This window comes from Dasania sp. GY-MA-18 (assembly GCF_024734385.1).
Lineage (GTDB): Bacteria > Pseudomonadota > Gammaproteobacteria > Pseudomonadales > Dasaniaceae > Dasania > Dasania phycosphaerae.
This window is the reverse complement of the sequence record NZ_JANHAP010000010.1, coordinates 15,841-41,823: the sequence shown is the minus strand read 5'-3', so window position 1 is coordinate 41,823 and position 25,983 is coordinate 15,841. Positions and strand designations below refer to the sequence as shown.

Sequence of the window (25,983 nt, the reverse complement as noted above, 5' to 3'; positions counted from 1 at the left end):
GAGCAAAACTTTCTACAATGCCGCTATACCTATAATAAGCCCTAGTTGCTACACCGGAGTCTTACTTGTCTCAACCAAATGCCAACGCTGCTAAGGCAGCGCCGACAAAAGCAGCGGGCTTATTAAAATCCAGTGCGGTAGTGGGTGCTATGACCATGCTGTCGCGGGTGCTGGGTTTGGCCAGGGATGTGGTCATAGCCAATTTTGTGGGCGCTAGTGCCGCTGCCGATGCTTTTTTTGTGGCCTTTAAAATCCCCAATTTTATGCGCCGCCTGTTTGCCGAAGGAGCCTTTGCTCAGGCCTTTGTACCGGTGTTATCCGAGTACCGCAGCCAGCGTAGCCATGCCGAGGTCAGAGCCTTGCTGGATAGAGTGGCTGGGGCCTTGGGGGGCATCTTGCTGCTGTTTACCCTGTTGGCGGTGATGGCGGCACCGCTATTGGGGGCGCTGTTTGCGCCGGGCTGGTATATGCAGGCCGAGGCCAAATACCTGCTGGCCACCGAGATGATACGCATCACCTTTCCCTATTTACTGCTGATCTCCCTTACCGGTTTTGCCGGGGCGGTGCTCAATAGCTATGGTCGCTTTGCGGTGCCTGCGTTTACCCCGGTGTTGCTCAACCTATCCTTAATAGGCTCGGCCCTAATGGCTGCGCCGCTATTTGAGGAGCCCGCCTTTGCCCTGGCTTGGGGGGTGCTGCTGGCGGGGCTGATACAGTTTGTGTTTCAAATCCCTTTTATTCATGCTCTTAAGCTCACCCCGCGCCCCACTTGGGATTTGCAGCACGAAGGGGTAAGGCGCATTTTGCTGTTAATGGGGCCAGCCATATTTGGGGTGTCGGTCAGCCAGATAAATTTATTGCTGGATACGGTGCTGGCCTCGTTTTTACCTAATGGCAGTGTGTCTTGGCTGTATTACTCTGATCGCTTGGTGGAGCTACCGCTGGGGGTGTTTGCTATCGCCATTAGCACGGTGATATTGCCGGCGCTGTCCAGGCATCAGGCTAATAGCTCGCCCCGCGCCTTTGCCCATACCATGGATTGGGCCATGCGCATGGTGTTGCTTATTGCGGTGCCAGCGGCCGTGGCCTTGGTGATTTTGGCTGAGCCTATTTTGATCACCCTGTTTCAGCGCGGCGAAATGACCCCTGCCGACGTGAGTATGGCCACCCTCAGCCTGCGGGCCTATAGCTTGGGCTTATTGGCTTTTATGATGATTAAGGTGCTGGCGCCGGGCTATTACTCGCGCCAGGACACCAAAACCCCAGTGGCCATAGGCATTAAGGCCATGGTGGCCAATATGATTTTAAATATAGCCTTTGTGGTACCGCTGCATATGTACTGGCAAATAGGCCATGTAGGCCTGGCGCTGGCCACCTCTTTATCCGCCTTTCTTAATGTCGCCTTGCTTTACAGCGGCTTGCGCAAAGCCGGAGTGTACCAGCCTTTGGTGGGTATGTTGGCAACGGTATTGCGTATTAGTTTGGCGGCAGTGGTGATGGCGCTGGCGCTATATTACCTATTGCCCGCCACCAGCCAGTGGCTGGCATGGAACTGGTGGCAGCGCGCGCTAAATATATTGCCACTGTGTGCTGCCGGCGCCGCCACTTACTTTGCCGCCCTAGTGTTAATGGGCGCACGCCCTAAGCATTTCAGGGTACAGGCTTAACGCTTGCCGCTTAAAGCTTGTGGCTTACCGCTGCCCTGCGCCCTATGCGTAGGGCATTCGCTGCTATATAATCTGCCGTTTATTTTACCCAGCAAAGGCCTAACCCCTACCGTTTATGGAGCTAATTCGCGGCATACATAACTTGCGCCCTCAACATAGAGGATGCGTGGCCACGATAGGGGCGTTTGATGGCGTACATCTCGGTCATCAGGCTGTGTTGCAAGGCTTAATTGCTAAGGGTAAGGCTATGGGCCTGCCGACTACGGTGGTAGTGTTTGAGCCTTTACCCAGAGAGTTTTTTGCCCCCAGGCAGGCGCCGCCGCGCTTAATGAGTTTTAGAGAAAAGTTTTTAGCACTCAAACAGCTGGGTATAGATAGGGTGCTGCGGGTGCGCTTTGATGCCCATTGCCGTGATATGGACGCCAGTGACTTTGTGCAGCAGGTCTTTGTGGATGGCTTAGCAGCCAAATACATAGTGATGGGCGATGATACTCATTTTGGCCATAACCGCGAAGGTGACTTTGATTTTTTAAAGCAGTATGGCGAGCGGGCCGGCTTTGAGGTCAGCGATACTAAAACGCTGGTAGCTGACGAGCAGCGCATTAGTAGCTCACGGATACGGGCGGCTCTACAGGCATCAGATTTTGCCCTGGCAGAGCAATTGCTGGGTAGGCCCTATAGTATTACCGGCCGAGTGATTTTAGGGCAGCAATTGGGCCGTACCTTAGGCTCACCTACGGCCAATGTGCAATTGCGCCGCATACAAACCGCGATGAGCGGCGTTTATGCTGCGCAAGTGCATTTGCGCGATGGCCGCAGATTAAATGCGGTGGCTAACGTAGGTACCAGGCCCACGGTAGGCGATTTGATTAAAGCGATTTTGGAGGTCCATATATTAGATTTTAAAGAGTCTTTATATGGCCAAAACATAGAGGTGATTTTTCGCCACAAAATTCGTGACGAGCAAAAATTTGCCTCACTAGAGGCTTTGAAAAACCAGATACACAGCGATATAGACGCTGCGCAAGCCTTTTTTAACAAGGCCTAAACGCTGTAAATTTTTAAGCATTAATAGACAGAAGTCGAGTGACCCTAACGCCATGAGCGATTACAAAGAAACTTTAAACCTACCTAAAACAAAGTTTGCCATGAAGGCCAACTTGGCTCAGCGCGAGCCGCAAATGTTAAAAGCCTGGCAAGAGAAAAACCTCTACCAAAAAATTCGTGAGGCGCGCGCAGGTAGACCACAGTTTATTTTGCACGATGGCCCTCCTTATGCGAACGGCAATATACACATAGGCCACGCGGTTAATAAAATCATTAAAGACATTATTGTTAAGTCCAAAACCTTAAGCGGTTTTGACGCTCCCTATGTGCCGGGCTGGGATTGTCACGGCCTGCCTATAGAGCTAAACGTAGAGAAAAAAGTGGGCAAGGCTGGGGTTAAGGTGGACGCCTCGGTGTTTCGCAAAAAATGCCGCGAGTACGCGCAAAAGCAGGTGGAAGGGCAAAAGAAAGATTTTATCCGTCTGGGTGTATTGGGCGAGTGGGATAACCCCTACCTGACGATGAATTTTACTAACGAGGCCGATATTATTCGCGCCCTGGGTAAAATCGCCAATAACGGCCATCTGCAAAAAGGCTTTAAGCCTGTGCATTGGTGTATGGATTGTGGCTCGGCGTTAGCAGAAGCCGAGGTTGAATATAAAGACAAGCAATCACCCGCTATAGATGTGGCCTACGAGGCAGTGGACAAAGCAGCATTTTTACAAGCCTGCGGTGTGCAAGCTGAGCTTAACGCTAGCGTTGCCGTGGCTATATGGACCACCACGCCGTGGACTCTACCCGCTTCCTTAGCGGTAAGCCTGCATGCCGAGCTGGATTATGTGTTGGTTGCCTTTGAGCAAGAGGGCGTACCGCGCAATATCTTATTGGCCGAAGCCCTGCACGAGACTGTGATGCAGCGTTATGGCGTAGAAAGTTTTGAAATCATTGGCCGCTGTAAAGGTCAGGCCCTAGAAAAGCAATTAGTACAGCATCCTTTTTACGATAAGCAATTGCCGTTAATTTTAGGTGAGCATGTAACTACTGAGGCCGGTACCGGCGCAGTGCATACCGCTCCCGGCCACGGTGTGGACGACTTTAATGTATGTCAGCACTATGGCATAGCGGTGTACAACCCGGTGGGTTCTAACGGTGTTTACTTACCCGAAACAGAATTGTTTGCTGGCCAGCATGTGTTAAAAGCTAACGACAGTGTGATAGAGGTTTTGCGTGAAAATAATGTGCTACTGCATTACGTAGCCTTTGAGCACAGCTACCCGCATTGCTGGCGTCATAAGTCGCCGATTATTTTCCGCGCCACGCCACAGTGGTTTGTCAATATGCAGCAAAATGGTTTGCTGGATCAGGCGCTGTCTGAAATTGAAAACGTCGAGTGGATACCCGGCTGGGGCAAGGCCCGTATCAAAACGATGATGGATGGCCGCCCCGATTGGTGTGTGTCGCGCCAGCGTACCTGGGGCGTGCCTATTGCTTTGTTTATCCATAAGGAAACCGCCGAGCTACATCCCGATTCGCAGCGCCTAGTAGAAGAGGTGGCGCAACGCGTGGAAGAAAAAGGTATAGACGCCTGGTTTGATTTAGAGCCTGCCGAGTTGCTGGGCGATGAGGCCGAGCACTACGAAAAAGTGACTGATACTTTGGATGTATGGTTTGACTCTGGGGTAACTCACGCCAGCGTGTGCGATAGACGTGATTACTTAACTAACCCTGCCGATTTGTATTTAGAGGGTTCGGATCAGCACCGCGGTTGGTTTCAATCTTCGCTACTAACCTCGGTAGCTATGAACGGCGTTGCACCGTATAAAGCCGTATTAACCCATGGTTTTACTGTGGATGCCGAAGGCCGCAAAATGTCCAAGTCAGTGGGCAATGTGGTGGCGCCGCAAACCGTGATGAACAGCCTAGGGGCCGATATATTACGGCTGTGGGTAGCGGCGGCGGATTACCGCAATGAGATGACGGTGAGTGATGAGATTTTTAATCGCACCGCCGACTCCTATAGACGCATACGCAACACTGCACGCTTTTTATTATCTAACTTGGAAGGCTTTGAACCTGCGCAACACCAGGTAGAAGTGGATCAATTATTAGTATTGGATCGCTGGGCAATAGATGCGGCTGCTTGTTTGCAAGAAGAAATTATCGCTGCCTATGACAGTTACCAATTCCATGTGGTGTATCAAAAGCTGCATAACTTCTGTGTTAATGAGTTGGGTGGTTTTTACTTGGATGTGATTAAAGACAGACAGTACACCACTCAGGCTGACAGCTTGGCGCGCCGTTCGGCGCAAACAGCTATGCATTACATCATAGAAGCCTTTACCCGTTGGATAGCGCCTATACTGAGCTTTACCGCCGATGAGCTATGGGCCCATATCCCCGGTGAGCGGGAAGAGTTTGTATTTATTAGCGAGTGGCCGGAATTACCCAAAATGGCCGATGCTGCCGAAATGGGGCGCGGTTACTGGCGCGAGCTGATGGCAGTGAAAACGGCAGTCAATAAGCAGCTGGAAGCGGCTCGTAAAGAGGGCATAGTAGGTGCTTCCTTGGCGGCCGATATCACCTTGTACTGCGATGGCAGCTTGGCCGAAAAGCTCAGCGCTTTAGGCGATGAATTGCGTTTTGTATTGATGACTTCTACCGCCACTCTCAAACCGCTATCAGAATCTAGCGATGCGACCAGCACCGAGCTGGAAGGTTTGGATATTAAGGTAAGCGCCAGCGCTTTTGATAAGTGTGATCGCTGTTGGCATCACCGCGAGGATGTAGGTAGTTCTGAGGTTCATCCTTTATTATGTGGCCGCTGCGTTGACAATGTTGATGGCGAGGGCGAAAAGCGTTTATACGCTTAATACTGTGATGACACATACTGTACGCTTTGCCTGTTATATGTTGTTGGCTGTGGTGCTGGTGCTGCTGGATCAATGGACCAAGGCCCTAGCCGATAGCCAATTGCAGTACGGTAACCCCGTGGAGATACTGCCGGTATTTAATTTAATGCTGCAATATAACCAGGGCGCTGCTTTTAGTTTTTTGAGTGATGCCGGTGGTTGGCAGCGCTGGTTTTTTACTGCGATTTCGACGGTGGTGAGTGTTGCCTTAGTGGTGTGGGTTTATAAATTAAAACCCCAAGAGAAAATGTTAGCCGTGGCCTTAACTTTTATTTTAGGCGGTGCCATAGGAAATTTATGGGACAGAGTGATGCTGGGACATGTGGTTGATTTTATATCCGTGCACTGGCAAGACAGTTATTTTCCCGCATTTAATATTGCCGACTCTGCTATCACCATAGGCGCGATACTGATGATTTTGGATATGATTGTTCATCCAGAGCACCATAAGGGCAACAAAGATTAAGTTTTACTGACTACGAGCACCCAGTTTCTCCTTGGGAGTAGCGCAGGGCAGCCACAAAGTGGCCGACGTACTAGGAGTGTGCTTTCTTTTGGTTCTGTTTTCTTTGATGAAAAACTGCTTTTGGCATTTTTTCACCCGGAGGGCGCCTTTAATAAGCAGGCGTCCAAATTGCAGTGCAATTTGTGCACAAGCAAAGAAAATGAACTCGCTCAGCAGAGCGAAATAAAAGGTTGGCTTGGGTAATTAATAATTTTCAAACCTATGTTTGAATGGCATACAGAAATATAGAAGAGCGACATGACTACATTAATAGGCCCAGAAACCCGCGTTACCCTACATTTTGAACTTAAGTTTGAAAACGGTGACATCATAGACAGCAACTTCGAAAAAGATCCCGCCAGTTTTGTTATTGGTGATGGTAGCTTGCTGCCCGGTTTTGAGAAAAAACTATTTGGTTTAACCGCGGCCGAAAAGGCCAGCTTTACTGTTTTACCCGAAGACGCCTTTGGTCAGCCCAACCCCAATAATATACAAAGCTTTAAGCGCGATACCTTTGCTGACGATATGGATTTGCAGGCAGGCTTGGTGATTTCTTTTGCTGATGCCAGCCAGTCAGAACTGCCCGGCGTGATTAAATCAGTGGATGATGAGGTGGTGATTGTTGATTTCAACCATCCTTTAGCCGGTGAAAATATTGTGTTTGATGTAGAAATTATTGCGGTAGACGCCGCCTGAGATTAGCCATGAATACTTCTAGCCCCATACACATAAAACTAGCTAACCCACGCGGCTTTTGTGCCGGTGTTGATAGGGCTATAGAAATAGTCAATCGTGCGCTATCTATTTTTGGCGCACCCATTTATGTGCGCCATGAAGTAGTGCATAACAAATTTGTAGTGGATGACCTGCGCAACCGCGGTGCGATATTCGTAGACGAGCTGCACGAAGTGCCCGACGATACTATCGTGATTTTTAGCGCCCACGGGGTCTCGCTAAAGGTGCAGGAAGAGGCACGCCAGCGTGGCCTACGGGTATTTGATGCCACCTGTCCCTTGGTGACCAAGGTACATATGGAAGTGGCTAAATTCTCACGCGATGGCCACGAATGTGTATTGATAGGTCACAAAGGCCACCCCGAGGTAGAAGGCACCATGGGCCAATATGATCACTCTAAAGGGGGTGACATATACTTAGTGGAAGACGTAGAGCAGGTGCAGCAGTTGCAGGTACGCAATGCCGATGCACTGTCCTATGTTACCCAAACCACTCTATCTATGGATGATACCGCTCAAGTGATCGATGCCTTGCGGCAAAAATTCCCCAATATCGCCGGCCCCCGCAAAGACGATATTTGCTACGCCACCCAGAACCGCCAAGATGCAGTAAAACAGCTGGCCGCTGAGTGCGACCTGATGCTGGTAGTGGGCTCACCCAATAGCTCTAACTCCAACCGCCTGCGCGAGCTGGCCCAGCGCATGGGCACGGAGTCCTATTTGATAGACACAGCCAGTGATATAGATGCCAGCTGGCTAGCTAATAAAAAAACTATAGGTATTACTGCCGGTGCCTCTGCCCCGGATGTTTTGATACAGCAGGTAATAGACCATCTTTGTGACTTGGGGGCGCAAAGGCCTGTAGAGATGGCTGGGGTGGAGGAAAATATCACCTTCTCATTACCCAAAGAGCTGCGTTTGCACGCTGTCGATTAAATTGACAGCAATGCTTGGCGTTATAATTATAAATTTAAAAAAACTAGGTTTTTCAATGGCTTATTTTTGTTGGCTTGCCTTTTGCACTAGTAAGGGCTCAATCTTTTAGATAGCTAACCAAAACAGAGGTCATCAATGAAAAACACTTTATTAAAAAGCGGTATGGTTCTAGCGGTAGTTACAATGGCTAACACAGCTTTTGCTGGTAGCGTAGTTCCTGTATCTGAGCCAGGCACTTTTGCGTTACTAACTGGCGCGATTGCAGTTATGGCTTTATTGCATCGCAATAAGCGTAAATAGTTTTACATTGATCTACCAATAACAAAGGCGCAGTTTGCTAGTAGTGGGTTTATGGACGTAGATATTGCTGAAATTGCCTTTTACTTCACGATTGTCGCCTTTGTTTTTTGGGAAACTATCTCCCCTCGCAGAGTACTGCTGCAGCCTACGTGGCTAAGATGGTTTAACCACTTCTTACTTTTCTTATTAAATAGCTTTATCTACCGTTGGCTGGCAGTGGGTGCCTTTGTTGTCAGTGATTGGTATTTGGCTGTACAACCTTGGGGGCTGCTTAACTGGCTGCCACTGGATGATATCAGCTTATTTATTATTGGATTTTTAGCCTTAGATTTCTGGGCTTATATCAAGCATCGCCTGTTTCATGCCGTGCCTATGTTGTGGCGTTTGCACCGGGTGCATCACAGTGACTTAGATATAGACGTCTTTACCAGCTTTCGCGCCCACCCTGCTGCAATGTTGGTAGATAACGGCCTTAGCATTGCTTTTTATTACTTGTTAGGCACTAGCCCTGAGCTGATTTTAACGTATATAGCCGTTGTTAGTTGCTACGACCTTTTTACTCACGCCAATATTAAAATCCCCGCACCTATAGAATCCCTGTTGAGCCGTTTGCTCATTACCCCCGATAAGCACCGTGTGCATCACTCCATAGACTATAAAGAGGGTAATAGTAATTATTCGACCATCTTTGTGTGTTGGGATAAATTATTTAATACCTATACGCCTGAGCCCGCGCTGGGCGTGGATGCAGAGGTGGTTGGTGTTAAGGGCTTTAACGGTGCCACTGAAGTATGGCTGCCTGCTATGCTAAGCCAGCCTTTTCGCGCTGCAAGTTCATCGCCCGTATCAACAGCAAAGCCACAAACTACCGATACACCTTAAATGGCTGGGGCTGTATGCCTGCCGATGCCATTCATCGTCATATTGCTACTTTAGTCTATTAAAACTTTGGCTTAGCGTATTTTTAAGCTAAAAAGTATCCTGCACACCATTTTAATGCAGTGGGTCTATTAGTAAGGCCTGCGACAAGACCAATTATTTGTAGGTCATTATTGAGGGCGTTCATTTGTTTAAAAGCTATAACAATCAATTTTGTGCCAGTGTAAGGCGAGTAAAGGGCTTCACCCTGATAGAGCTAATGATCACCATTGCTATTCTGGCCATTATTATGACTATGGGGGTACCGTCTATGAATACCCTGATTAAAAACAACCGCATTAAATCCGACACCCACAATTTAGTCGGTGTGTTCAGCTACGCTCGTGCCGAGGCCGCTAAACTAGGGGCCGAGGTTGTAGTAACGGCGAATAATGCCGCTGGTAATAACGAGTGGGGTGGTGGTATGACCGTCACTAGTGGTGGTACTACTTTGCGAGTATTACCAGCAGCACATGCCAGTATGACCTTTGATAGTGATGACGACAGAACCGCCATAGCTTTTAAACCTAGCGGCATGACCAAGGATGATGCCGGTGCTGGCCAGATGACAAATGACGAAGTGATCACCATTTGTGATGACCGGGCAGGTGAAACAGGGCGAGTCATTACTATGCTGGTTTCAGGCATTATGAATGTGCAAACAACCGCTTGTTTATAAAGATAAAGGTGCTTATTGGTGAATACAAAAATATATAAAGCTAGACGGCAATCAGGTATCGCCATGATGGAGGTGCTAATCACTATGATAGTGTTAGCCATCGGTATCTTAGGTTTAGTGGGCTTGCAATATAACGCCTTAAAAAATGGCAATAATGCCCAGTTTCGCTACCAGGCCACGTTACTAGCCTATGAAATGAGCGAGCGTATGCGGGCTAACCCGCTAGGCGTAGATGCCGGCCACTACAATAATATTAGTTATGCCTCTAGTTATTCCTCTCCCGGTTCTTTAGGTGCGGCCACTATGTTTCAACATGATTTGGCCGAGTGGAAACAAAATTTAGATGACAGCCTGCCCAACGGTGAAGGCAGTATAGATGCTAGCCCCTTAGTTGCGGGGGCGTTTACTATTAATGTGCGCTGGTCACAATCAGAGGGGCAGGGTACCGGTGGTGCCACAGATTCCATATCACTAGTTGTGCGTATGTAGGCAAAGGGGTTAACAGTGAGCTTGATAAAATATCAAAATAAATTACGGGGCTTTAGTTTAATAGAACTGATGATAGGCCTGGCGCTGGGGGCATTTTTAATGCTGGGTGTTAGTCAAATTTTTATCAGTAATACCCAGTCTAATAATATGCAGCGTGCTTTTGCCAGGGTGCAAGAAAGTGGTCGTTTTGCGATGGAGTTATTAGCTAAAGATATACGTATGGCCGATTACTGGGGCTGCCAGGCAGATAACTCTTCAAACTTTACCAACAATTTAGATCAAAGCCATGCTAATTATAATTCACAGGCCAAGGATGTGGTGGATAGTTTGACTAAGGGTGGGGTGCGCGGCTGGGATAATGTAGCCGCCAGCCATACCGTAAATGGGGTTAATGCTAAGGTTGATACCGATGTGTTAAAGCTTTCGGGGGCCTCGGGTGGCACCAGCATACATTTAGTGCCCCCCTATCATTCCAACGCCTTGCATATAAATAAAGATAATGGCTTAGCTAGGGGTGACATTATCATGGTGTCTGATTGTGCAGGCGGGGATATTTTTGAAATATCGAATGCTAACCCCAATAATTCAGGCACCGTTGTTCACAATACCGGTGTGGTCACGGTGGTGGGTAATGCGAACGGCAAGTTATCAAAAAAATATCAAGGTGATGCAGGCATTATTTTGCCACAGCAAAAAACCTATTTTTTATCCACTGGCGTTAGTGGTACCACATCATTATTTGTAGCGACTAATGACGATACGCCGCAAGAAATGGTCAGTGATGTAGAGGATATGCAAATTCTTTATGGTGAGGATACTACTGGCGATAAGGTAGTCGATTTTTACCGCACCGCGGCAACGGTAGCGGATATGGACAATGTTATCGCTATACGTGTTTTATTGCTGGTGGCCAGCGCCGACAGTTCGATTAACCCCAATGGCACGGTCGAATTTAATGGCGCCACCATAGCGGCAGATGGCAAGTTGCGAAAAGTGTATACGGCCGTGGCTAATATTCGTAACCGTATGGATGGTTAAAAGTTAAAGAGAGCCTGTGTAATGAAAAAGATTTATCAAACGCATTTAAGACAACCCCCTGCAATGCAAACAACGCAGCGAGGGGCGGTGTTAATTATTAGCCTTATTATCATGTTGGTAATGACGGCAGCGGCACTATCTAGCTCCCGGGGTATTTTATTACAAGAAAAAATGACGGGTTCAGTGCGCGAAAGCTATTTGGCGTTTCAGGCAGCAGAGGCGGCTCTGGCCGATGCTGAGGAGTATCTGGATACTATAGTCACTACCGGTGATTTTAACGATAACGGTACTGGTGGCCTATACAATACAGGCATGGCTCCTTATAAAACGGCGATGTTTGGCCACGCAAACTGGAGTTCAGCTACTCAGCATGTGGTGGCTACTACGGCTACTAGCACCAATGTGCCAGCAGGCAAGTACATGATTGAGTTAGTTAATAAAAATATTTCCGATAAAACAGAGTCCGGCAGTTCGGGGTTTTTAAACATGCAGCAGGAATACACTAGTCAAGGCGCAGAAGTAAAAGGTTTCAGGGTTACCGCTAGAGGCGAGAGCCGAGATGGCAGATCGGTAAGAATTATCCAGTCATATTACGGTGTGCGTTTATAGCATTTCTTTTATGTATAAAAGAAGTGAGTGTCTAAGAGGAACAGACCATGAGTAAAATATTTAAACCAACAAGCTATAAGTGGCATACCGCGAATGCAGTAGCAGTAACGGCGATTCAGCTAGGGGTAATTGCCGGTGCTCATGCTGCAGAGCCTATTACCGATACGACTTTAATTAATACGCCATTAGAGATACAAAGCTTTGCTGATCCTAACATTATGTTGTTGATTGACAGCTCGGGCTCCATGAACAACGTAGTGCCTGATACGCCCTATAATGCTGCAACTGATTATGTAAACTGCCCAAGTTCTATGACTCTGGGCACAGGCAGCCGGGTTGATGTACGTATACAGAGCGATGGCGATGTTTATATTAATTATGGCGGCACTTATTATGATTGGGGTAAAAATAGTGGTGGCACAGGTATAACTGGGCGTACTAAAAAATGTTTTGATACGAATGCTAGTTATGAGGCCCGTTTGTATGGTGAGGCGGGAAGCAGCGGTAATGAAAAATACCCCAGTGGCTATCTACAAGCTCAATATACCGGTAATTATCTGAACTGGTACTTTTCCAACGCCAGTCAAGCTAAAGGCGATAATTTTGGTGCCAATGCTAGAGTTAAAGCAGGGGTTGAGAGGCGTTTGGATATAGCAAAAACGGCCTCGACTACGTTGGTAGACTCGATGAGTTCGGCAAGGGTGGGCTTGTCGCGTTATGGCAGTAGTCGTGCCAGAATTTTAGAGGGGCTAGATGATGTCGATGACTCCAGCCATAAAACTGATTTAAAAAATTCTATTAGTGGTATTTCGGGTGGTGGTTCTACGCCGCTAGCGGAGTCCTTTGAAAGTTTGGGTCGGTATTTTGTTCAAGGTCACCACTCGCAAACCATCACCTTGAATCCAGTGGGGCAAAGCTCTTCCACGGATACAGCCAGCTCAGTCTTTGTAACTACTCCTGAATACGATAGTGGCGAGACCGTTCCCAGCAGCTCTGATCCGGCAATACAGTATCAATGTCAGAGTAATTTTATAGTGGCGCTGACCGATGGTAGGCCGCAAAGTGATAGGGATATTGATAACGTGATACTGCGCGATTACGACGGTGATTGCCAGGGAGCAGGTTCATGTAAATTTGGCTATGACATGAAAGCTGCAAGCCAGCAAGAAAGAGATGATAGATATGAGTCAGCGGGCTCGGACTATTTAGATGACGTAGTTTTGGCTTTAAATGATATAGATTTACGCCCCGATTTAGATGATGGCGATACAACACCTAACGAGCCAGAAGATAAGCAAAATATAATTACCTATATGATAGGCTTTGCCGATGATCAGGTAATTAATGACCCCTTAATGATAGATGCTGGCGCAGCTGGTGGTGCTACCGGCGGGGGCACAGTTAATGGCGTGACTACGCCTGGCTTTTATACTGCGGCTAATGCCAGTGAATTGGTCAATGCTTTCAACAGTGCTGTTTCCAGTATTTCCGAGCAGGTGGGTAGTGTTGCCTCGGTAGCCTTTAACAGTAGTTCACTGGATACTGGCTCATCGGTATTCGTCGCCCAGTTCAACTCTAGCAAGTGGAGCGGCAAGTTATATAACTATGCCCTAGACCCAGCTACTGGTTTATTTTTAGATAATGGCAGCACCAAGACCTCAAATGATATTTCATCGGTAAATGAAATGTGGGAGGCTTCATCTATCCTGGATGCAGCTAACTATAACAACCGTAAAATTTACACCTATGATGGCAGCGAAGGCTTGGCATTTACAGTTGCAAATTTAAATGCCTCTAATCTGTCCACCGTAATGACTTCGGATTTAAATGCTGCTGCAGCCGGCACTGCCGAACAAGTGTTGGAGTTTTTGCGAGGTGACCGTAGCTTAGAGGGCACTACCTTCCGTAATCGCGACAGCCGTTTGGGCGATATTATTAATTCCAGCCCGGTGTTTGTGGGTGACCCAGTGGCTAGCTACCCAGCCACCGCGCCGTTCCCAGAGGATGCGGATAATAGTGCTAACAAAGGTTCTTACAGCTGGTGGAAGGGGCAGTTTAATGTGGTTCCGCCCGCTAGCTCTGCCAATGAAGAGCGTGAACCTATGATTTATGTAGGTGCTAACGATGGCATGCTTCACGGCTTTAACGCCAACTTAAAAACCTCTGATAATGGTGGTGATGAGGTTATGGCTTATGTACCTAACTTTATCAGCAGTGCCGGTAGTAAAGAGGGTTACCATTACTTAACAGAAGCTGATTACAACAGTGGCCATCATTTTTATGTGGATGCAACCGTGTCAGTAGCTGATGTACATATCACTAAACCTACTGGCGGCGTCGATGCCTGGCGTACAATTTTGGTAGGGGGCGCTAGAGGTGGTGGTCGTGGATTATATGCTTTAGATATTAGCGATACTGATTTTGATGCAAATAATGCCGATGATTTTGTTCTGTGGGAGTTTGCCGCCAGTACTGATAATAGTAAGGGTGATGAAGATTTAGGTTATAGCTTTAGCCGCTCAACTATTGTTATGACACAGTCAGGCAAATGGGCTGTGGTTGTGGGTAATGGCTATAACAGTGGCGGCGACGGCAAGGCTAAACTTTATATATTATTTATTGAAGAGGGCATGGATGGCTGGGGGGATGCTGGCGACTATATAGAGATAGATACTGGTGTGGGTAATACCACTTTCCCCAATGGTTTGTCTTCTCCACGCGTTGTCGATTTAGATGGTGACTCGGTAGCAGACAAGGTTTATGCCGGTGATTTATACGGAAACCTATGGTGTTTTGATATTTCAGCCACTAATTCAGGGCAGTGGGACTCTTGTTATAGTGCCGGCTCATCACCTGAGCCCATGTTCCAAACTACCGCCGATAGCTTGTCGGGCGATGCCTCTAAAGCTTTGCAGCCAATTACTACTACGCCTTTAGTGGCAAGAATTGCTGGCACTACGGGTGAGACAGTGTTCTTTGGTACCGGGCAGTATGTGGTAAACGGCGATATTACCAACACGGATAATCAGGCATTCTATGCGGTTAATGACCCTGGTAGTAAAAATAAAACGCCGTTAAGTGTTTCCGATTTAGAGCCTAGAGTGCTAACTGAGACTACGGTTTCTGGATTCCCAGTGCGTAATATTAGTGGTAACGCGGTAGACTGGGCTGGTACCTCTGGTTCGCAACAGTATGGTTGGTATATACCCTTTATTACTTCTGGTGAACGCAGCATCACCCGCTCTACCATTATTAGTAACATACTGTTTTTTAATACCTCAATACCTAGTTCTGTTAAGTGTGAGGCCGGTGGTACGGGTTGGCTAATGACGGTGGATTTTGAAACGGGTTTGGCACCTGCTAATGCGGTATTTGATGCTAACAACGATGGCGTGATTGATGTAAAGGATATTGATTATGTAGGAGCCTATCATGCTAATGGCTTGCCTTCAGAATCTAAGGTATTGGGTAATAACCGTTACACTTCAGGCTATAGCGGTAGTGCGGCTAAATCTACATTAGATCATGATAAGTTGGAACTTGAGGAAACTACACGCGAGGGCCGTTTAGGCTGGGAAGAACTGTACCAATAGTGCCAAGCTTAACAATTTATAAGTTGGATATTTAAAGGGTTTATTAATGAATCAACAAAAAGGTTTTACCTTAATAGAGCTAATGATAGTAATAGCGATAGTAGGTATTTTAGCTGCGATCGCTATACCGGCTTACAATGAAAATGTGACGGCCAGCCGCCGTGCCGATGCTATGTCGGCTATGGCTGGCTTTGCTTCTGCGATGGAACGCGAGTTTACCAATAACGGCAGTTATGCCAACGCGGATGGCGACGTAGGGGATGAAGCCGCAGGCGCTAATGCCGCGCCTGTTATATATGCCACTGAGGCTCCTTTAGATGGTGGTACAAAGTATTATGATTTGGTCATCAACCAAGCCGACCGAACTTCTTATATACTGCGGGCTATACCCAAAAACGCCCAAGCGGGTGATGGTTTTATAGAGCTAAGAAGTACTGGCGAAAAATTTTGGGATAGAAATAATAACGGGGCCTTGGCGGGCACTGAAAATTGCTGGAAGAAAAGCTGCTAGTGATGCTTAATTAAGTAATGGCACTAAGTCACTAGGGCCTAGTGCCATTATTTGTTGTTAGCACTGTATATTCTTACCATTTTTACCTTCAACAATGCCGTCATTATCGGCATCTTGCCCCTGCCGTAGCCGACCACCGTAGTTAAGCACTAGCTCGTCGGCATAATTATTGTTTTGGCTGAGAGGGCATATCTTGATGCGGCCAAAATCGATGGCGGTGCCATCGGGACGAAATCGAATATAGTGCCGGCCCGCAGATACTTTGATGCTGATTAGTGAGTCCAATGCTTGGATGTTCACTTTTTGTTTGAGCTCATCGTTATCAACTTTTTTATTATTATTTTCATCGTGAAATACGATTAGATAATTTGAAGCCGCCTTGTTACAAACAATGCCATCTATAGAGGTGCAGAGTGAGATGATGTGCCCCTCTTCAATCGCCAATAAGCGGGCGTACTGAATGCTGGTATAAAAGTGCTCAGTTCTAGCGTCTTGTTTGTGCTTATTGACCAGAGATTGAAAGGCCGGTGGCGCCATACCTATTAATATAGCTGTGATGGATAATACGGTGAGTAGCTCTATAAGCGTATATGCTGCTTGCTGCAGTTTCATAGCGACCATCCTTGGTTGCGTTGATTATTGTTATATTGGCCGATTCTACCTAAAAATCACGGCTGTGCAAATTTTAATCATCGTCCAGCCCTAGCTTTTTCACTCTATGGCGCATTTGCCTAAAAGAGATTCCCAGTAACTCCGCGGCTGCGGTTTTGTTCCAGCGGCAGTGTTCCAGGGCTTTTTTCAACGCTGCCGTTTCTATTTGTTCTAAGTAGCCGTCTAGGTCGCCAAAGGCGGCTTCGCTGGATGGCAGGCTGCTGTTAGTGGTTTCTGTGGTGTTAGTGGGGGCTGGGTTAATTAGCTGTAAGTCGTGGGCCTCTATAATATTGCCTTCACATAAAGTAGCAGCGCGCTCTAGGGTGTTTTCTAATTCACGCACGTTGCCGGGGAAGCTGTGCTGGTTGAGGGCGGCAATGGCGCTAGTGCTGAGCTCTGGTTTTTTAGTCTGCCACTCTTGGGCCAGTTTGCTGAGGCTAAAGTCGGCCAGTAAGGGTATATCTTCGACGCGTTCGCGTAACGGTGGTACGTTTAGTTCTATTACGTTGATGCGGTAAAACAGGTCATTGCGAAAACGTTCGTGTTCTACCTCCTTGTTTAAATCTTTATGGGTGGCGCTCAGTATGCGTACATCGATAGAGACTTCGTCATTGCTGCCGACTTTGCGTATGGCTTTTTCTTGGATTGCGCGCAGTAACTTAACTTGCATAGGCAGGGGCAGGTCGGCTACTTCATCAAGAAATAAAGTGCCGCCATTGGCTGCTTCAAATAGCCCTACCTTATTATCTATAGCGCCGCTAAAACTGCCTTTAACATGGCCGAAAAATTCGCTTTCCATTAGCTCTGAGGGGATGGCACCACAGTTGACCGGTATAAAGGGGTTGCTGCTGCGCGGGCCATTGCTGTGGATTAGGCGGGCGACCACTTCTTTGCCGCTACCGGACTCACCGCTGATATAAACCGGCGCCTGGCTGCGGGCTAGTTTATTTATTTGTCCGCGCAGCTTTTGTATGGCGGGCGCATTGCCCAGTAGTTGTACTTGCTCAAACTGTGGGTTGCTATCGGTAAGTTCTAGTTTTAAAGCTGTTTCTATTAGCTGGCGCAGTCGCTCCAAATCTATAGGCTTGTTAACAAAATCAAAGGCGCCTGCTTTTAAGGCGCTAATGGCGGTTTCCACGCTGCCAAAGGCGGTGATCATGGCGACTGGCAACTCGGGCAGATGGTTTTGTATGTGCTCAATAATATCAAGGCCCTGACCATCGGGCAGTTTCATATCTGTTAGGCACAGGTGAAACTTACTGCCGCTGTTGAGCAGCGCCAGAGCTTCCGCTACGGTGGCAGCACTGCTGGTGTTTAGTCCCATGCGGCTAATAGTGATTTCTAATAGCTCACGTATATCGGGTTCATCATCAATAATTAAAATATGTGCTTTAGTCATGGCAGTGCTTTTGGGTAAGTAGGCATTTAGTTTAGCGGCGTGTGCTGAGACAAGCGCTTTTCGTGATGGGAAAAGCTGAGTCTAAAGGTACTTTTGCCGTTATTGATAAGATAGTCTAGGCGTATTTGATTGGCCTCACACATTTCGCGAGCAATAAATAAACCTAGGCCGGTGCCGGATGATTCAGTAGTGAAAAAGGGTTCAAATAAATGGCTTTGCTGCTCGCTGGAGATGCCTTCGCCATCATCTACTATATCCAGGTAAGGCAGCTTTTTATTGTCATCAATATTGACGATAAGTTGTAGGCTGCCCTGTCCGGTTTTCTTTTTGCTATAGCGTATGCCGTTTTCCATTAGGTTGCTCAGCACTTGCTGTAACTGGCTTTCGTCTACTGTTGCTAGGCAGTTGGGGTGCAAAGACAATAAGCGTATTACCGCATCGGGGTGATGTTGGGTGAAGTCGATAATAAACTGCTCTAGCCATTCGTTGAGGTTGATGGTTTCTATGCTCGGAGCTTTGCGGCGCGATAATTGTAATATGTTTTCTATGACTTGATTCATGCGTTGGCAATGATTTTGAATAATACCGCTCAGTCGCAGGTCAGCATCGGCTAGGTGGGTAGACTCTTTTAATAGCTGTGCTGCATGGCTGATAGCCCCTAAAGGGTTGCGTATCTCATGGGCTATGCTGGCGGTTAGTCGGCCTAATGAGGCCAGTTTAATATCTTGGGCGCGCTGGGTGATTTGGCGATTATCCTCTAAAAATATTAGGGTTTCTTTTTCATTATCTAAGCCTGAAAAATTGGCCTGCACTTCTGGGCCGGACTCGGAAGTTTTAAAAGGTTGGTGGCGTATGCTGGGTGAGGATAGCCATTGCGACAGCTGCTGAAATAATACGGGGGGTAATATGTCGCTATTGCTGTTATTTAATAAAGCTTTGGCGGCCTGGTTGCTAGTGGTAATGCGGCCGCTATTGTCAGTAACAATAATACCGGTTTGCATGCGTTGCACTATGAGCTGGTTGAGCCGTTCTTGGCGCTGTGCTTGGGCGGCGCTTTGCTCTGCCTCTAATTGCGACTTGCGCATGCGCTGCGATAGCGACTGAATAAAAAAACTGGTGGCAAACAAAACCAGCCCTAACACCCCGCTAGGGAAGATGCTGGATTGGGTTAAATAGTTTTGTGCAATTAAACGAAAGGTATCGGCTAGCAGGAAGATGCTGGCTATGGCGGCAAGCAGTGTCGCTATTTGGCCGGTAATCACTATGCTGCTGGCGGCAATAATGACTACCAACAAAATGCCTAGACCGCTCTTAACACCACCGGTGCTGTCGACTATTAATAATATGGCAACTATGTCTACAAAAAACGTGAGAAATAAACGTTGCTTACCTAAGGGTTTAAGCCGCGGCAATATAAAGCCACAGCTGAGCATGTTAATAATAAGGTAGCTGTAGCCTGCGTAGATGAATAACGTGGGTTTGATATTACCGACTATGCGATTTTCATCAAAAAAATAAAAACTGAATAAGAGACCTGCTGCCAGTATTAGCCTATATACGCTGTATACCTTAAGCAGGGTAAGGTTTTGCGCCTGTGTTTTTTGTTCGGCTAATTCTAGGCTGGAGGTTTTCAACGCAGGGCCACTTATTAATTATTGGATGTTGTGTAAGCCGCTAGTTATCGTAGATCGTGGGTATAGGTGCGCGCTTATGTTGGGTCTTAGTATAGATGTTAATAATCTTTTCCAGTATGGCAGGCTCTACAGCTTTGCCTTCTAAAAAATCATCCAGCTGGTCGTAGCTCATGCCCAGGGCGTCTTCGTCAGCTTTTTGTGGGCTTAGGCATTCTAGGTCGGCAGTAGGTGCTTTTTCTATCAGTTGCGCGGGCGCGCCTAGCTTCTGTGCTAATTGCTTAACCTGGCGTTTGCTAAGGCCAAACAGCGGCGCTAAGTCACAGGCGCCATCGCCCCATTTGGTGAAGAAGCCGGTGATGTTTTCGGCGGAGTGATCGGTGCCCAATACCAAGCCACCTAAAATACCGGCCACATGGTATTGCGCCACCATACGGGTGCGGGCTTTTACATTGCCTTTGGAAAAGTCTATGGCGGCCTGCGGGGCGTTTAGCAATTGGCTTTGCTGTAAGGCGAGTAAAGTCTCTTCGTGTATACCCTCGGCACCTAATTTAATATTTAAGCTCAAGCGCTGGCTGGGTTGAATAAAATCCACTGCGGCTTGGGCGTCGTCCTCATCAGCTTGTATGCCAAAGGGCAGGCGTACGGCAATAAATTGATAGGGCTTAGCTGGGTCGTCGGCATTGAGTTCGTTAACGGCTAGCTGCGCTAAGCGGCCACAGGTGGTGGAGTCTATGCCGCCACTAATGCCTAGTATGAGGTGTTTTAAACCTGAGGCCTGTAATTGCTGTTTAATAAAGCCCACTCTACGCTGTATTTCAAAATCTACATCTATGTGGGGCAGTACCCGCATTTCTTGGATGATGTGCTGTGCTAGCTCAGTGTTGGTCATAGTAATTTATCAATAGTCTTAGCGAATCATGTAATCGGGGCGGTTATCAAACTTAGGGGGATCAGCTCTATCAAATAAGCCCAAGGTTAGCTTATTAATCGTAGAACCCTCTTCATCCTCTAGGGTGAACTTGGGGATAAAGCGACCTTTTTTATCCAAAGAGGGATGCTTGGGATGGTTGCTGGCTAAGACTTTTAATGAGTTTTCAGCCAGGTCATCTAAGCCCAGTAACATATAGGCCTGTATCATAACCGCCAAGCCATCAGCTACAGCGGGGGTTTGGCTATAGTTTTCAACCACATAGCGGCCACGGTTGGCGGCGGCTACATAGGCTTTGCGTTTAAAGTAGTAGTTGGCAACATTGATTTCATAGCGGGCCAGGCGGTTGCGCAGGTAAACCATACGGGCTCTGGCGTCAGGGGCATAGCTGCTATCAGGAAAGCGGTACAGTAGCTGACGAAAATCTTCAAAGGCTTTTAAAGCTGAGCCGGGATCGCGTTCGGTCATATCGGTGGGCATAAACTGGTCTAGAAAACCATCGCCTTCGGTGTAGTTGGCCAAGCCCTTCATATAATAGGCATAGTCCAGGTTGGGGCTTTGCGGGTGTAGGCGGATAAAACGGTCTGCGGCGGCGATGGCGGCCTCGGGCTCTATGCTGCGCAGGTGGGCGTAAATGATTTCTAGTTGAGCTTGTTCGGCATAGGGGCCAAAGGGGAAGCGGGCTTCTAATAGCTGAAAGCGCTTAACGGCGGTATCAAAGCGCATATCGTCCAAGCTTTGCTGGGCTCTATCGTATAATTCGCGCTCGCTCAGGTCCTGCGGGGAGACATCGTCGGTGGCGCAGGCGCTAAGGCCTAGCAGCGCGCTCAGAAAAATGGTCTTAACTACTGTGTTCATTCAACGATATCCCCAAAATTCATATACAATGCGGCTTTATTGTTCCCGCAAGGTCTTGCTAGATGCAAGCCGAGTATTTAACCACAGCCACTGTTTCGCATAAAGTGCGCTGCTTATAAATAAAGGCCCCTAATGGCAGAAACTATCCAATTGCATGCTCAGGTCCCAGATGACCTGCGTGGCGCACGCTTAGATCAAGTGGCAGCGCAGTTGTTCCCCGATTATTCCCGCGCCCGCTTACAGCAGTGGATTAAAGAGGGCGTGCTCACGGTTGATGGCGAGGTGAAAAAGCCCCGCGATAAGCTCATAGGCGGCGAGCAGCTGGCTTTAGCGGTAGAGGTGGAAAACGAAGAGCGCTGGGAGGCCGAGGCCATCGCGTTGGATATAGTCTATGAAGACCAGGCCTTGCTGGTGATTAATAAGCCTGCGGGCCTAGTGGTACACCCCGGTGCTGGCAATGGCAGCGGTACCTTATTAAATGCCATATTGCATCACTACCCCGATTCGGCCAGTGTGCCTAGGGCGGGTATAGTCCACAGGCTGGATAAAGACACCTCGGGGTTAATGGTGGTCGCCAAGACCCTCGCGGCGCAAAACCATTTGGTCAATCAGCTGCAAGATCGCACCGTGCATCGCGAGTATGAGGCCGTGTGCATGGGCCGTATGACCGGCGGCGGCACTGTGGACGAGCCCTTGGCCAGGCACCCTAAGCAACGCAAAAAAATGGCGGTATCGGCAATCGGTGGTAAAGAGGCGATTACTCACTACCGGGTAATACAGCGCTACGGCCACCATACCCATGTGCGCTGCATGCTGGAAACAGGTCGTACCCATCAAATCCGTGTGCACATGGCACATATTAAATACCCGCTGGTGGGTGACCCTATGTATGCGGGGCGCCCGCGTATTCCTAAGGGCGCTAGTAACGAGTTAATCGATACTCTGCGTGGCTTTGGTCGCCAAGCCCTGCACGCTCGCCGGTTGGAGCTTATCCACCCCGATACGGATGAAGAAATCGCCTGGGAAGTGGATTTGCCCGCCGATATGCAGCAGTTATTAGTTGTGCTTAATGAGCACGACAGCTAAGCCCGGCGATTATTTACAGCCGGATTGGCCAGCCCCCAGCAACATTGTTGCCTGGGTTAGCTGTCGTCAGGGGGGCGTTAGCGCGCCACCCTACGCCAGCTTAAACCCTGCTACGCATGTGGGGGATGAGCCGGCAAATGTGCAGCGCAACCGCCAAATTATTAGCCAGCAATGCCGGCTTCCCTCAGCGCCGGTGTGGCTTAATCAAACCCATAGTACTGACATTATCGAGCTGACGCCCTCTGCGCCTGAGCATGTGGACGCCGATGGCGCTATTAGTTCAGCCTTAAATCGTGTTTGCGTAGTGCAAACTGCGGATTGCTTGCCAGTGCTAATATGCGATCAGGCCGGTACTCAGGTGGCGGCTATACACGCTGGTTGGCGAGGCTTGGTGGCAGGGATTTTAGAGCGGGCCGTGGCTAGGATGCAGGCTCAGCCGCAGCAGTTATTGGTTTGGTTGGGCCCGGCAATTAGCGCTCAATATTTTGAGGTGGGCGCTGAGGTGCGCCAGCAGTTTGTGGCGCTTAAAGTCCGCAATCAAAACGCATTTACTGCCAGTCATAGGCCGCAGCATTATATGGCTGACCTATACCAATTAGCGCGCAATCAACTACAGTCGGTGGGCGTAGCTGCAATCTACGGTGGCCAGTATTGCAGCTATGCTGATGAACGGCGTTTTTACTCCTACCGGCGCGATGGCGTCACCGGCCGTATGGCAAGTTTGATTTATCGCAAAGCATAGGCTTTTCTTTAGCTGCACACTTGATATTCAAGATTAAGCCCACACTTCTTTTTTATTAGTAACTATTATGAATAAGCCATGGCCTACAGGGCTTATTACACTTTATAGAGGTGAGTCATGCGAGTTGACCGTTTAACCAATCAATTACAAACGGCATTGTCCGATGCCCAGTCCCTGGCGATAGGCAAAGACCAGCAGTTTATAGAGCCCATACATTTATTATCAGCCATGCTGGAGCAGCGTGGTGGTTCCGTACGCCCTTTGCTTTCTCAGGCGGGTGCGAGCATTAGCCGTTTGCGTGAAGTGATTGCCGATGCCTTAGAGGCTTTGCCTACAGTGCAAGGCGGTGCCGGTGATATTTTAATGTCTAACGATTTGGCGCGTTTAATGAATGTTGCCGATAAGTTATCACAGCAAAAAAAAGATGCTTATATATCCTGCGAGACAGTTTTACTGGCTTTGTTTGAAACTAAAAACACGATTGCTTCCTTATTGGAAGATGTAGGGGTAGATAAAAAATCTTTGCAAGAAGCTGTAGAGCAAGTGCGCGGCGGAGATACTATTGATGATCCTGCTGCTGAGGAATCACGTCAAGCTTTAGAAAAGTACACCATAGATTTAACTGAGCGCGCCGAGCAGGGTAAGTTAGACCCAGTGATCGGTCGCGATGATGAGATTCGTCGCACGGTGCAAGTGTTACAGCGTCGCACTAAAAACAACCCCGTTTTAATAGGTGAGCCCGGCGTAGGTAAAACCGCGATTGTTGAGGGCTTGGCGCAACGTATTGTTAATGGCGAGGTGCCCGAAGGTTTAAAAAACAAACGCTTGTTGTCCTTGGACTTAGGTTCGCTATTGGCGGGTGCAAAATTTCGCGGCGAGTTTGAAGAGCGTTTAAAAGCTTTGTTAAACGAATTGTCTAAACAAGAAGGTCAGGTCATTTTATTTATTGATGAGCTGCACACCATGGTGGGTGCCGGTAAAGCCGAAGGCGCTATGGACGCAGGCAATATGTTAAAGCCTGCCTTGGCGCGTGGTGAACTGCACTGTGTGGGCGCCACCACCTTAAACGAATACAGGCAATACCTAGAGAAAGATGCTGCATTAGAGCGCCGCTTTCAAAAAGTGCTGGTGGATGAACCTAGTGAAGAAGATACCATCGCAATTTTGCGCGGCTTAAAAGAGCGTTACGAAGTGCACCACGGTGTCGATATTACCGACTCCGCTATTATTGCCGCCGCTAAGTTGTCACAGCGTTATATTACCGATAGGCAGTTGCCCGATAAGGCTATCGATTTAATCGACGAGGCCGGTAGCCGTATACGTATGGAGATAGACTCCAAGCCCGAAGATTTGGATAGGCTTGAGCGTCGCCTAATTCAATTAAAAATTCAGCGCGAGGCGGTAAAAAAAGACAGCGATACTGCCGCCTTAAAACAGTTGGATATTTTGAATAAAGATATAGAAAAAGCAGAGAAAAAATTTGCCGATTTGGAAGAGGTATGGAAGTCCGAAAAAGCGGCCCTGCACGGTTCGCAAAAAATTAAAGAGGCCTTGGAGCAAGCGCGGGTAGAGTTAGAAGCCGCGCAAAGAGCCAGTGACTTAACTCGTATGTCCGAGTTGCAATACGGCAAAATTCCCGAGTTAGAAAAGCAACTGGATATGGCTGGCCAAGCCGAAATGATGGAGATGACCTTGTTGCGTAATAAGGTCACCGACGAAGAAGTTGCCGAGGTGGTTTCGCGCTGGACCGGTATACCCGTATCCAAAATGCTGGAAGGCGAGCGTGAAAAATTACTGCGTATGGAGTCGTTTTTGCATCAGCGTGTGGTGGGTCAGCACGAGGCGGTCACTGCAGTTGCCAATGCCGTGCGCCGCTCGCGGGCAGGTTTGGCTGATCCCAATCGTCCCAATGGTTCTTTTCTCTTTTTGGGGCCAACTGGGGTGGGTAAAACGGAATTATGCAAAGCCTTGGCTAGCTTCTTGTTTGATACCGAAGAGGCCATGGTGCGTATTGATATGTCGGAGTTTATGGAGAAGCATTCCGTCGCCCGCTTAGTGGGAGCGCCTCCCGGTTATGTAGGTTATGAAGAGGGTGGTTATTTAACCGAGGCGGTACGCCGCCGGCCTTATTCAGTGTTATTGCTCGACGAGGTGGAAAAAGCGCATCCCGATGTTTTTAATATTTTATTGCAGGTATTAGACGATGGCCGCCTCACCGATGGCCAGGGCCGCACCGTAGATTTTCGTAATACTGTGATAGTGATGACCTCTAATCTAGGTTCTGATGTTATTCAGGAACTGGCAGTCAGCCACGGCGATTACCCGCAAATGAAGGCTGCGGTAATGGCGGTGGTAGGTAAGCACTTCCGCCCTGAGTTTGTTAACCGTATCGATGAGAGCGTGGTGTTCCACCCCTTAGATCAGGCTCAGATTCGCGGCATCGCCGATATACAATTAGCGATATTGCGCAAGCGTTTAAAAGAGAAAGGCTTAGGTTTGGAGCTTAGTGATGCGGTAATGGATAAAATTACCAGCATAGGCTTTGATCCAGTCTATGGCGCCAGACCTTTAAAGCGGGCTATACAGCAATACATAGAAAACCCTTTAGCGCAGGATTTATTGCAAGGTAAGTTTGTGGCAGGGGCCAGTATTAGCGCTGAGCTTGATGGCGAGCAGGTGGTATTTACTCAGGGAGCCGTGCAGGCGCAAGAGTAAAATAAAAGAGGTAATAAAAAAACGGCATGCCTAGG

Annotated in this window: 22 protein-coding genes; 17 read left to right on the top strand and 5 right to left on the bottom strand. The window is 48.1% G+C overall.

Annotation, left to right across the window (positions count from 1 at the left end):
• The first annotated feature begins 65 nt into the window (after positions 1 to 65).
• From murJ to NO559_RS12500, 14 genes are all read left to right on the top strand, one after another.
• Positions 66 to 1,667, top strand: a complete 1,602-nt coding sequence (murJ, locus tag NO559_RS12570; protein ID WP_258332198.1) for a murein biosynthesis integral membrane protein MurJ — start codon at positions 66 to 68, stop codon at positions 1,665 to 1,667.
• 115 nt (positions 1,668 to 1,782) lie between these two features.
• On the top strand, positions 1,783 to 2,715 hold the full coding sequence (gene ribF / locus NO559_RS12565) for a bifunctional riboflavin kinase/FAD synthetase (protein WP_258332197.1): 933 nt from the start codon (positions 1,783 to 1,785) through the stop codon (positions 2,713 to 2,715).
• Positions 2,716 to 2,767: 52 nt separating this feature from the next.
• A complete protein-coding gene (ileS, locus tag NO559_RS12560) occupies positions 2,768 to 5,584 on the top strand; it encodes an isoleucine--tRNA ligase (protein ID WP_258332196.1) in 2,817 nt (938 codons plus the stop codon).
• A 7-nt stretch (positions 5,585 to 5,591) separates the two neighbouring features.
• The gene (lspA, locus tag NO559_RS12555) at positions 5,592 to 6,089 is read left to right on the top strand and encodes a signal peptidase II (RefSeq protein ID WP_258332333.1); all 498 of its coding nucleotides are present in this window, start codon (positions 5,592 to 5,594) and stop codon (positions 6,087 to 6,089) included.
• Positions 6,090 to 6,386: 297 nt separating this feature from the next.
• A complete protein-coding gene (gene fkpB, locus NO559_RS12550; protein WP_258332195.1) occupies positions 6,387 to 6,824 on the top strand; it encodes an FKBP-type peptidyl-prolyl cis-trans isomerase in 438 nt (145 codons plus the stop codon).
• Between the two features lie 26 nt (positions 6,825 to 6,850).
• Positions 6,851 to 7,798, top strand: a complete 948-nt coding sequence (gene ispH / locus NO559_RS12545) for a 4-hydroxy-3-methylbut-2-enyl diphosphate reductase (RefSeq protein WP_258332331.1) — start codon at positions 6,851 to 6,853, stop codon at positions 7,796 to 7,798.
• Between the two features lie 135 nt (positions 7,799 to 7,933).
• Positions 7,934 to 8,098, top strand: coding sequence for a PEP-CTERM sorting domain-containing protein (locus NO559_RS12540; RefSeq protein ID WP_258332194.1), 165 nt, complete (start codon positions 7,934 to 7,936; stop codon positions 8,096 to 8,098).
• Positions 8,099 to 8,149: 51 nt separating this feature from the next.
• Positions 8,150 to 8,980: a sterol desaturase family protein gene (locus NO559_RS12535; RefSeq protein ID WP_258332193.1), complete on the top strand. Its 831-nt coding sequence runs from the start codon at positions 8,150 to 8,152 to the stop codon at positions 8,978 to 8,980.
• Between the two features lie 184 nt (positions 8,981 to 9,164).
• Positions 9,165 to 9,695 carry a GspH/FimT family pseudopilin gene (locus NO559_RS12530; RefSeq protein WP_258332192.1) on the top strand — a complete coding sequence of 177 codons (531 nt, stop codon included), beginning with the start codon at positions 9,165 to 9,167 and terminating at the stop codon, positions 9,693 to 9,695.
• Positions 9,696 to 9,713: 18 nt separating this feature from the next.
• Complete coding sequence (pilV, locus tag NO559_RS12525) at positions 9,714 to 10,184, top strand: type IV pilus modification protein PilV (protein ID WP_258332191.1); 471 nt, start codon at positions 9,714 to 9,716, stop codon at positions 10,182 to 10,184.
• Positions 10,185 to 10,199: 15 nt separating this feature from the next.
• Complete coding sequence (locus NO559_RS12520) at positions 10,200 to 11,222, top strand: PilW family protein (RefSeq protein ID WP_258332190.1); 1,023 nt, start codon at positions 10,200 to 10,202, stop codon at positions 11,220 to 11,222.
• 63 nt (positions 11,223 to 11,285) lie between these two features.
• The gene (locus tag NO559_RS12515; RefSeq protein WP_258332189.1) at positions 11,286 to 11,831 is read left to right on the top strand and encodes a PilX N-terminal domain-containing pilus assembly protein; all 546 of its coding nucleotides are present in this window, start codon (positions 11,286 to 11,288) and stop codon (positions 11,829 to 11,831) included.
• A gap of 47 nt (positions 11,832 to 11,878) precedes the next feature.
• Positions 11,879 to 15,424 (top strand): pilus assembly protein, encoded by a 3,546-nt coding sequence (locus NO559_RS12510; RefSeq protein WP_258332188.1) that lies wholly within the window; start codon positions 11,879 to 11,881, stop codon positions 15,422 to 15,424.
• 46 nt (positions 15,425 to 15,470) lie between these two features.
• Positions 15,471 to 15,935 carry a type IV pilin protein gene (locus tag NO559_RS12500; protein ID WP_309149074.1) on the top strand — a complete coding sequence of 155 codons (465 nt, stop codon included), beginning with the start codon at positions 15,471 to 15,473 and terminating at the stop codon, positions 15,933 to 15,935.
• 57 nt (positions 15,936 to 15,992) lie between these two features.
• Here NO559_RS12500 and NO559_RS12495 read toward each other — a convergent pair whose 3' ends face one another.
• The 5 genes from NO559_RS12495 to NO559_RS12475 all read right to left on the bottom strand — a co-directional run bounded on the left by NO559_RS12495 (position 15,993) and on the right by NO559_RS12475 (position 21,405).
• The gene (locus NO559_RS12495) at positions 15,993 to 16,547 is read right to left on the bottom strand and encodes a GspH/FimT family pseudopilin (protein ID WP_258332187.1); all 555 of its coding nucleotides are present in this window, start codon (positions 16,545 to 16,547) and stop codon (positions 15,993 to 15,995) included.
• 73 nt (positions 16,548 to 16,620) lie between these two features.
• Entirely contained in the window at positions 16,621 to 17,985 is a 1,365-nt protein-coding gene (locus NO559_RS12490; protein ID WP_258332186.1) for a sigma-54 dependent transcriptional regulator, read from the bottom strand.
• Between the two features lie 26 nt (positions 17,986 to 18,011).
• On the bottom strand, positions 18,012 to 19,619 hold the full coding sequence (locus tag NO559_RS12485; protein ID WP_258332185.1) for a PAS domain-containing sensor histidine kinase: 1,608 nt from the start codon (positions 19,617 to 19,619) through the stop codon (positions 18,012 to 18,014).
• A 40-nt stretch (positions 19,620 to 19,659) separates the two neighbouring features.
• Positions 19,660 to 20,508: an ammonia-dependent NAD(+) synthetase gene (nadE, locus tag NO559_RS12480; RefSeq protein WP_258332184.1), complete on the bottom strand. Its 849-nt coding sequence runs from the start codon at positions 20,506 to 20,508 to the stop codon at positions 19,660 to 19,662.
• Positions 20,509 to 20,526: 18 nt separating this feature from the next.
• Positions 20,527 to 21,405 (bottom strand): outer membrane protein assembly factor BamD, encoded by an 879-nt coding sequence (locus tag NO559_RS12475; protein WP_258332183.1) that lies wholly within the window; start codon positions 21,403 to 21,405, stop codon positions 20,527 to 20,529.
• A gap of 132 nt (positions 21,406 to 21,537) precedes the next feature.
• On the opposite strand from NO559_RS12475, the gene rluD reads away from it, so the two are divergent.
• The 3 genes from rluD (at position 21,538) to clpB (ending at position 25,948) form a co-directional block, all read left to right on the top strand.
• Positions 21,538 to 22,491 carry a 23S rRNA pseudouridine(1911/1915/1917) synthase RluD gene (rluD, locus tag NO559_RS12470; protein ID WP_258332182.1) on the top strand — a complete coding sequence of 318 codons (954 nt, stop codon included), beginning with the start codon at positions 21,538 to 21,540 and terminating at the stop codon, positions 22,489 to 22,491.
• A complete protein-coding gene (pgeF, locus tag NO559_RS12465) occupies positions 22,475 to 23,233 on the top strand; it encodes a peptidoglycan editing factor PgeF (RefSeq protein WP_258332181.1) in 759 nt (252 codons plus the stop codon). Before rluD ends, pgeF begins: the two co-directional genes overlap by 17 nt.
• Before the next feature lie 117 nt (positions 23,234 to 23,350).
• The gene (gene clpB, locus NO559_RS12460; RefSeq protein WP_258332180.1) at positions 23,351 to 25,948 is read left to right on the top strand and encodes an ATP-dependent chaperone ClpB; all 2,598 of its coding nucleotides are present in this window, start codon (positions 23,351 to 23,353) and stop codon (positions 25,946 to 25,948) included.
• The last annotated feature ends 35 nt before the right edge of the window (positions 25,949 to 25,983 follow it).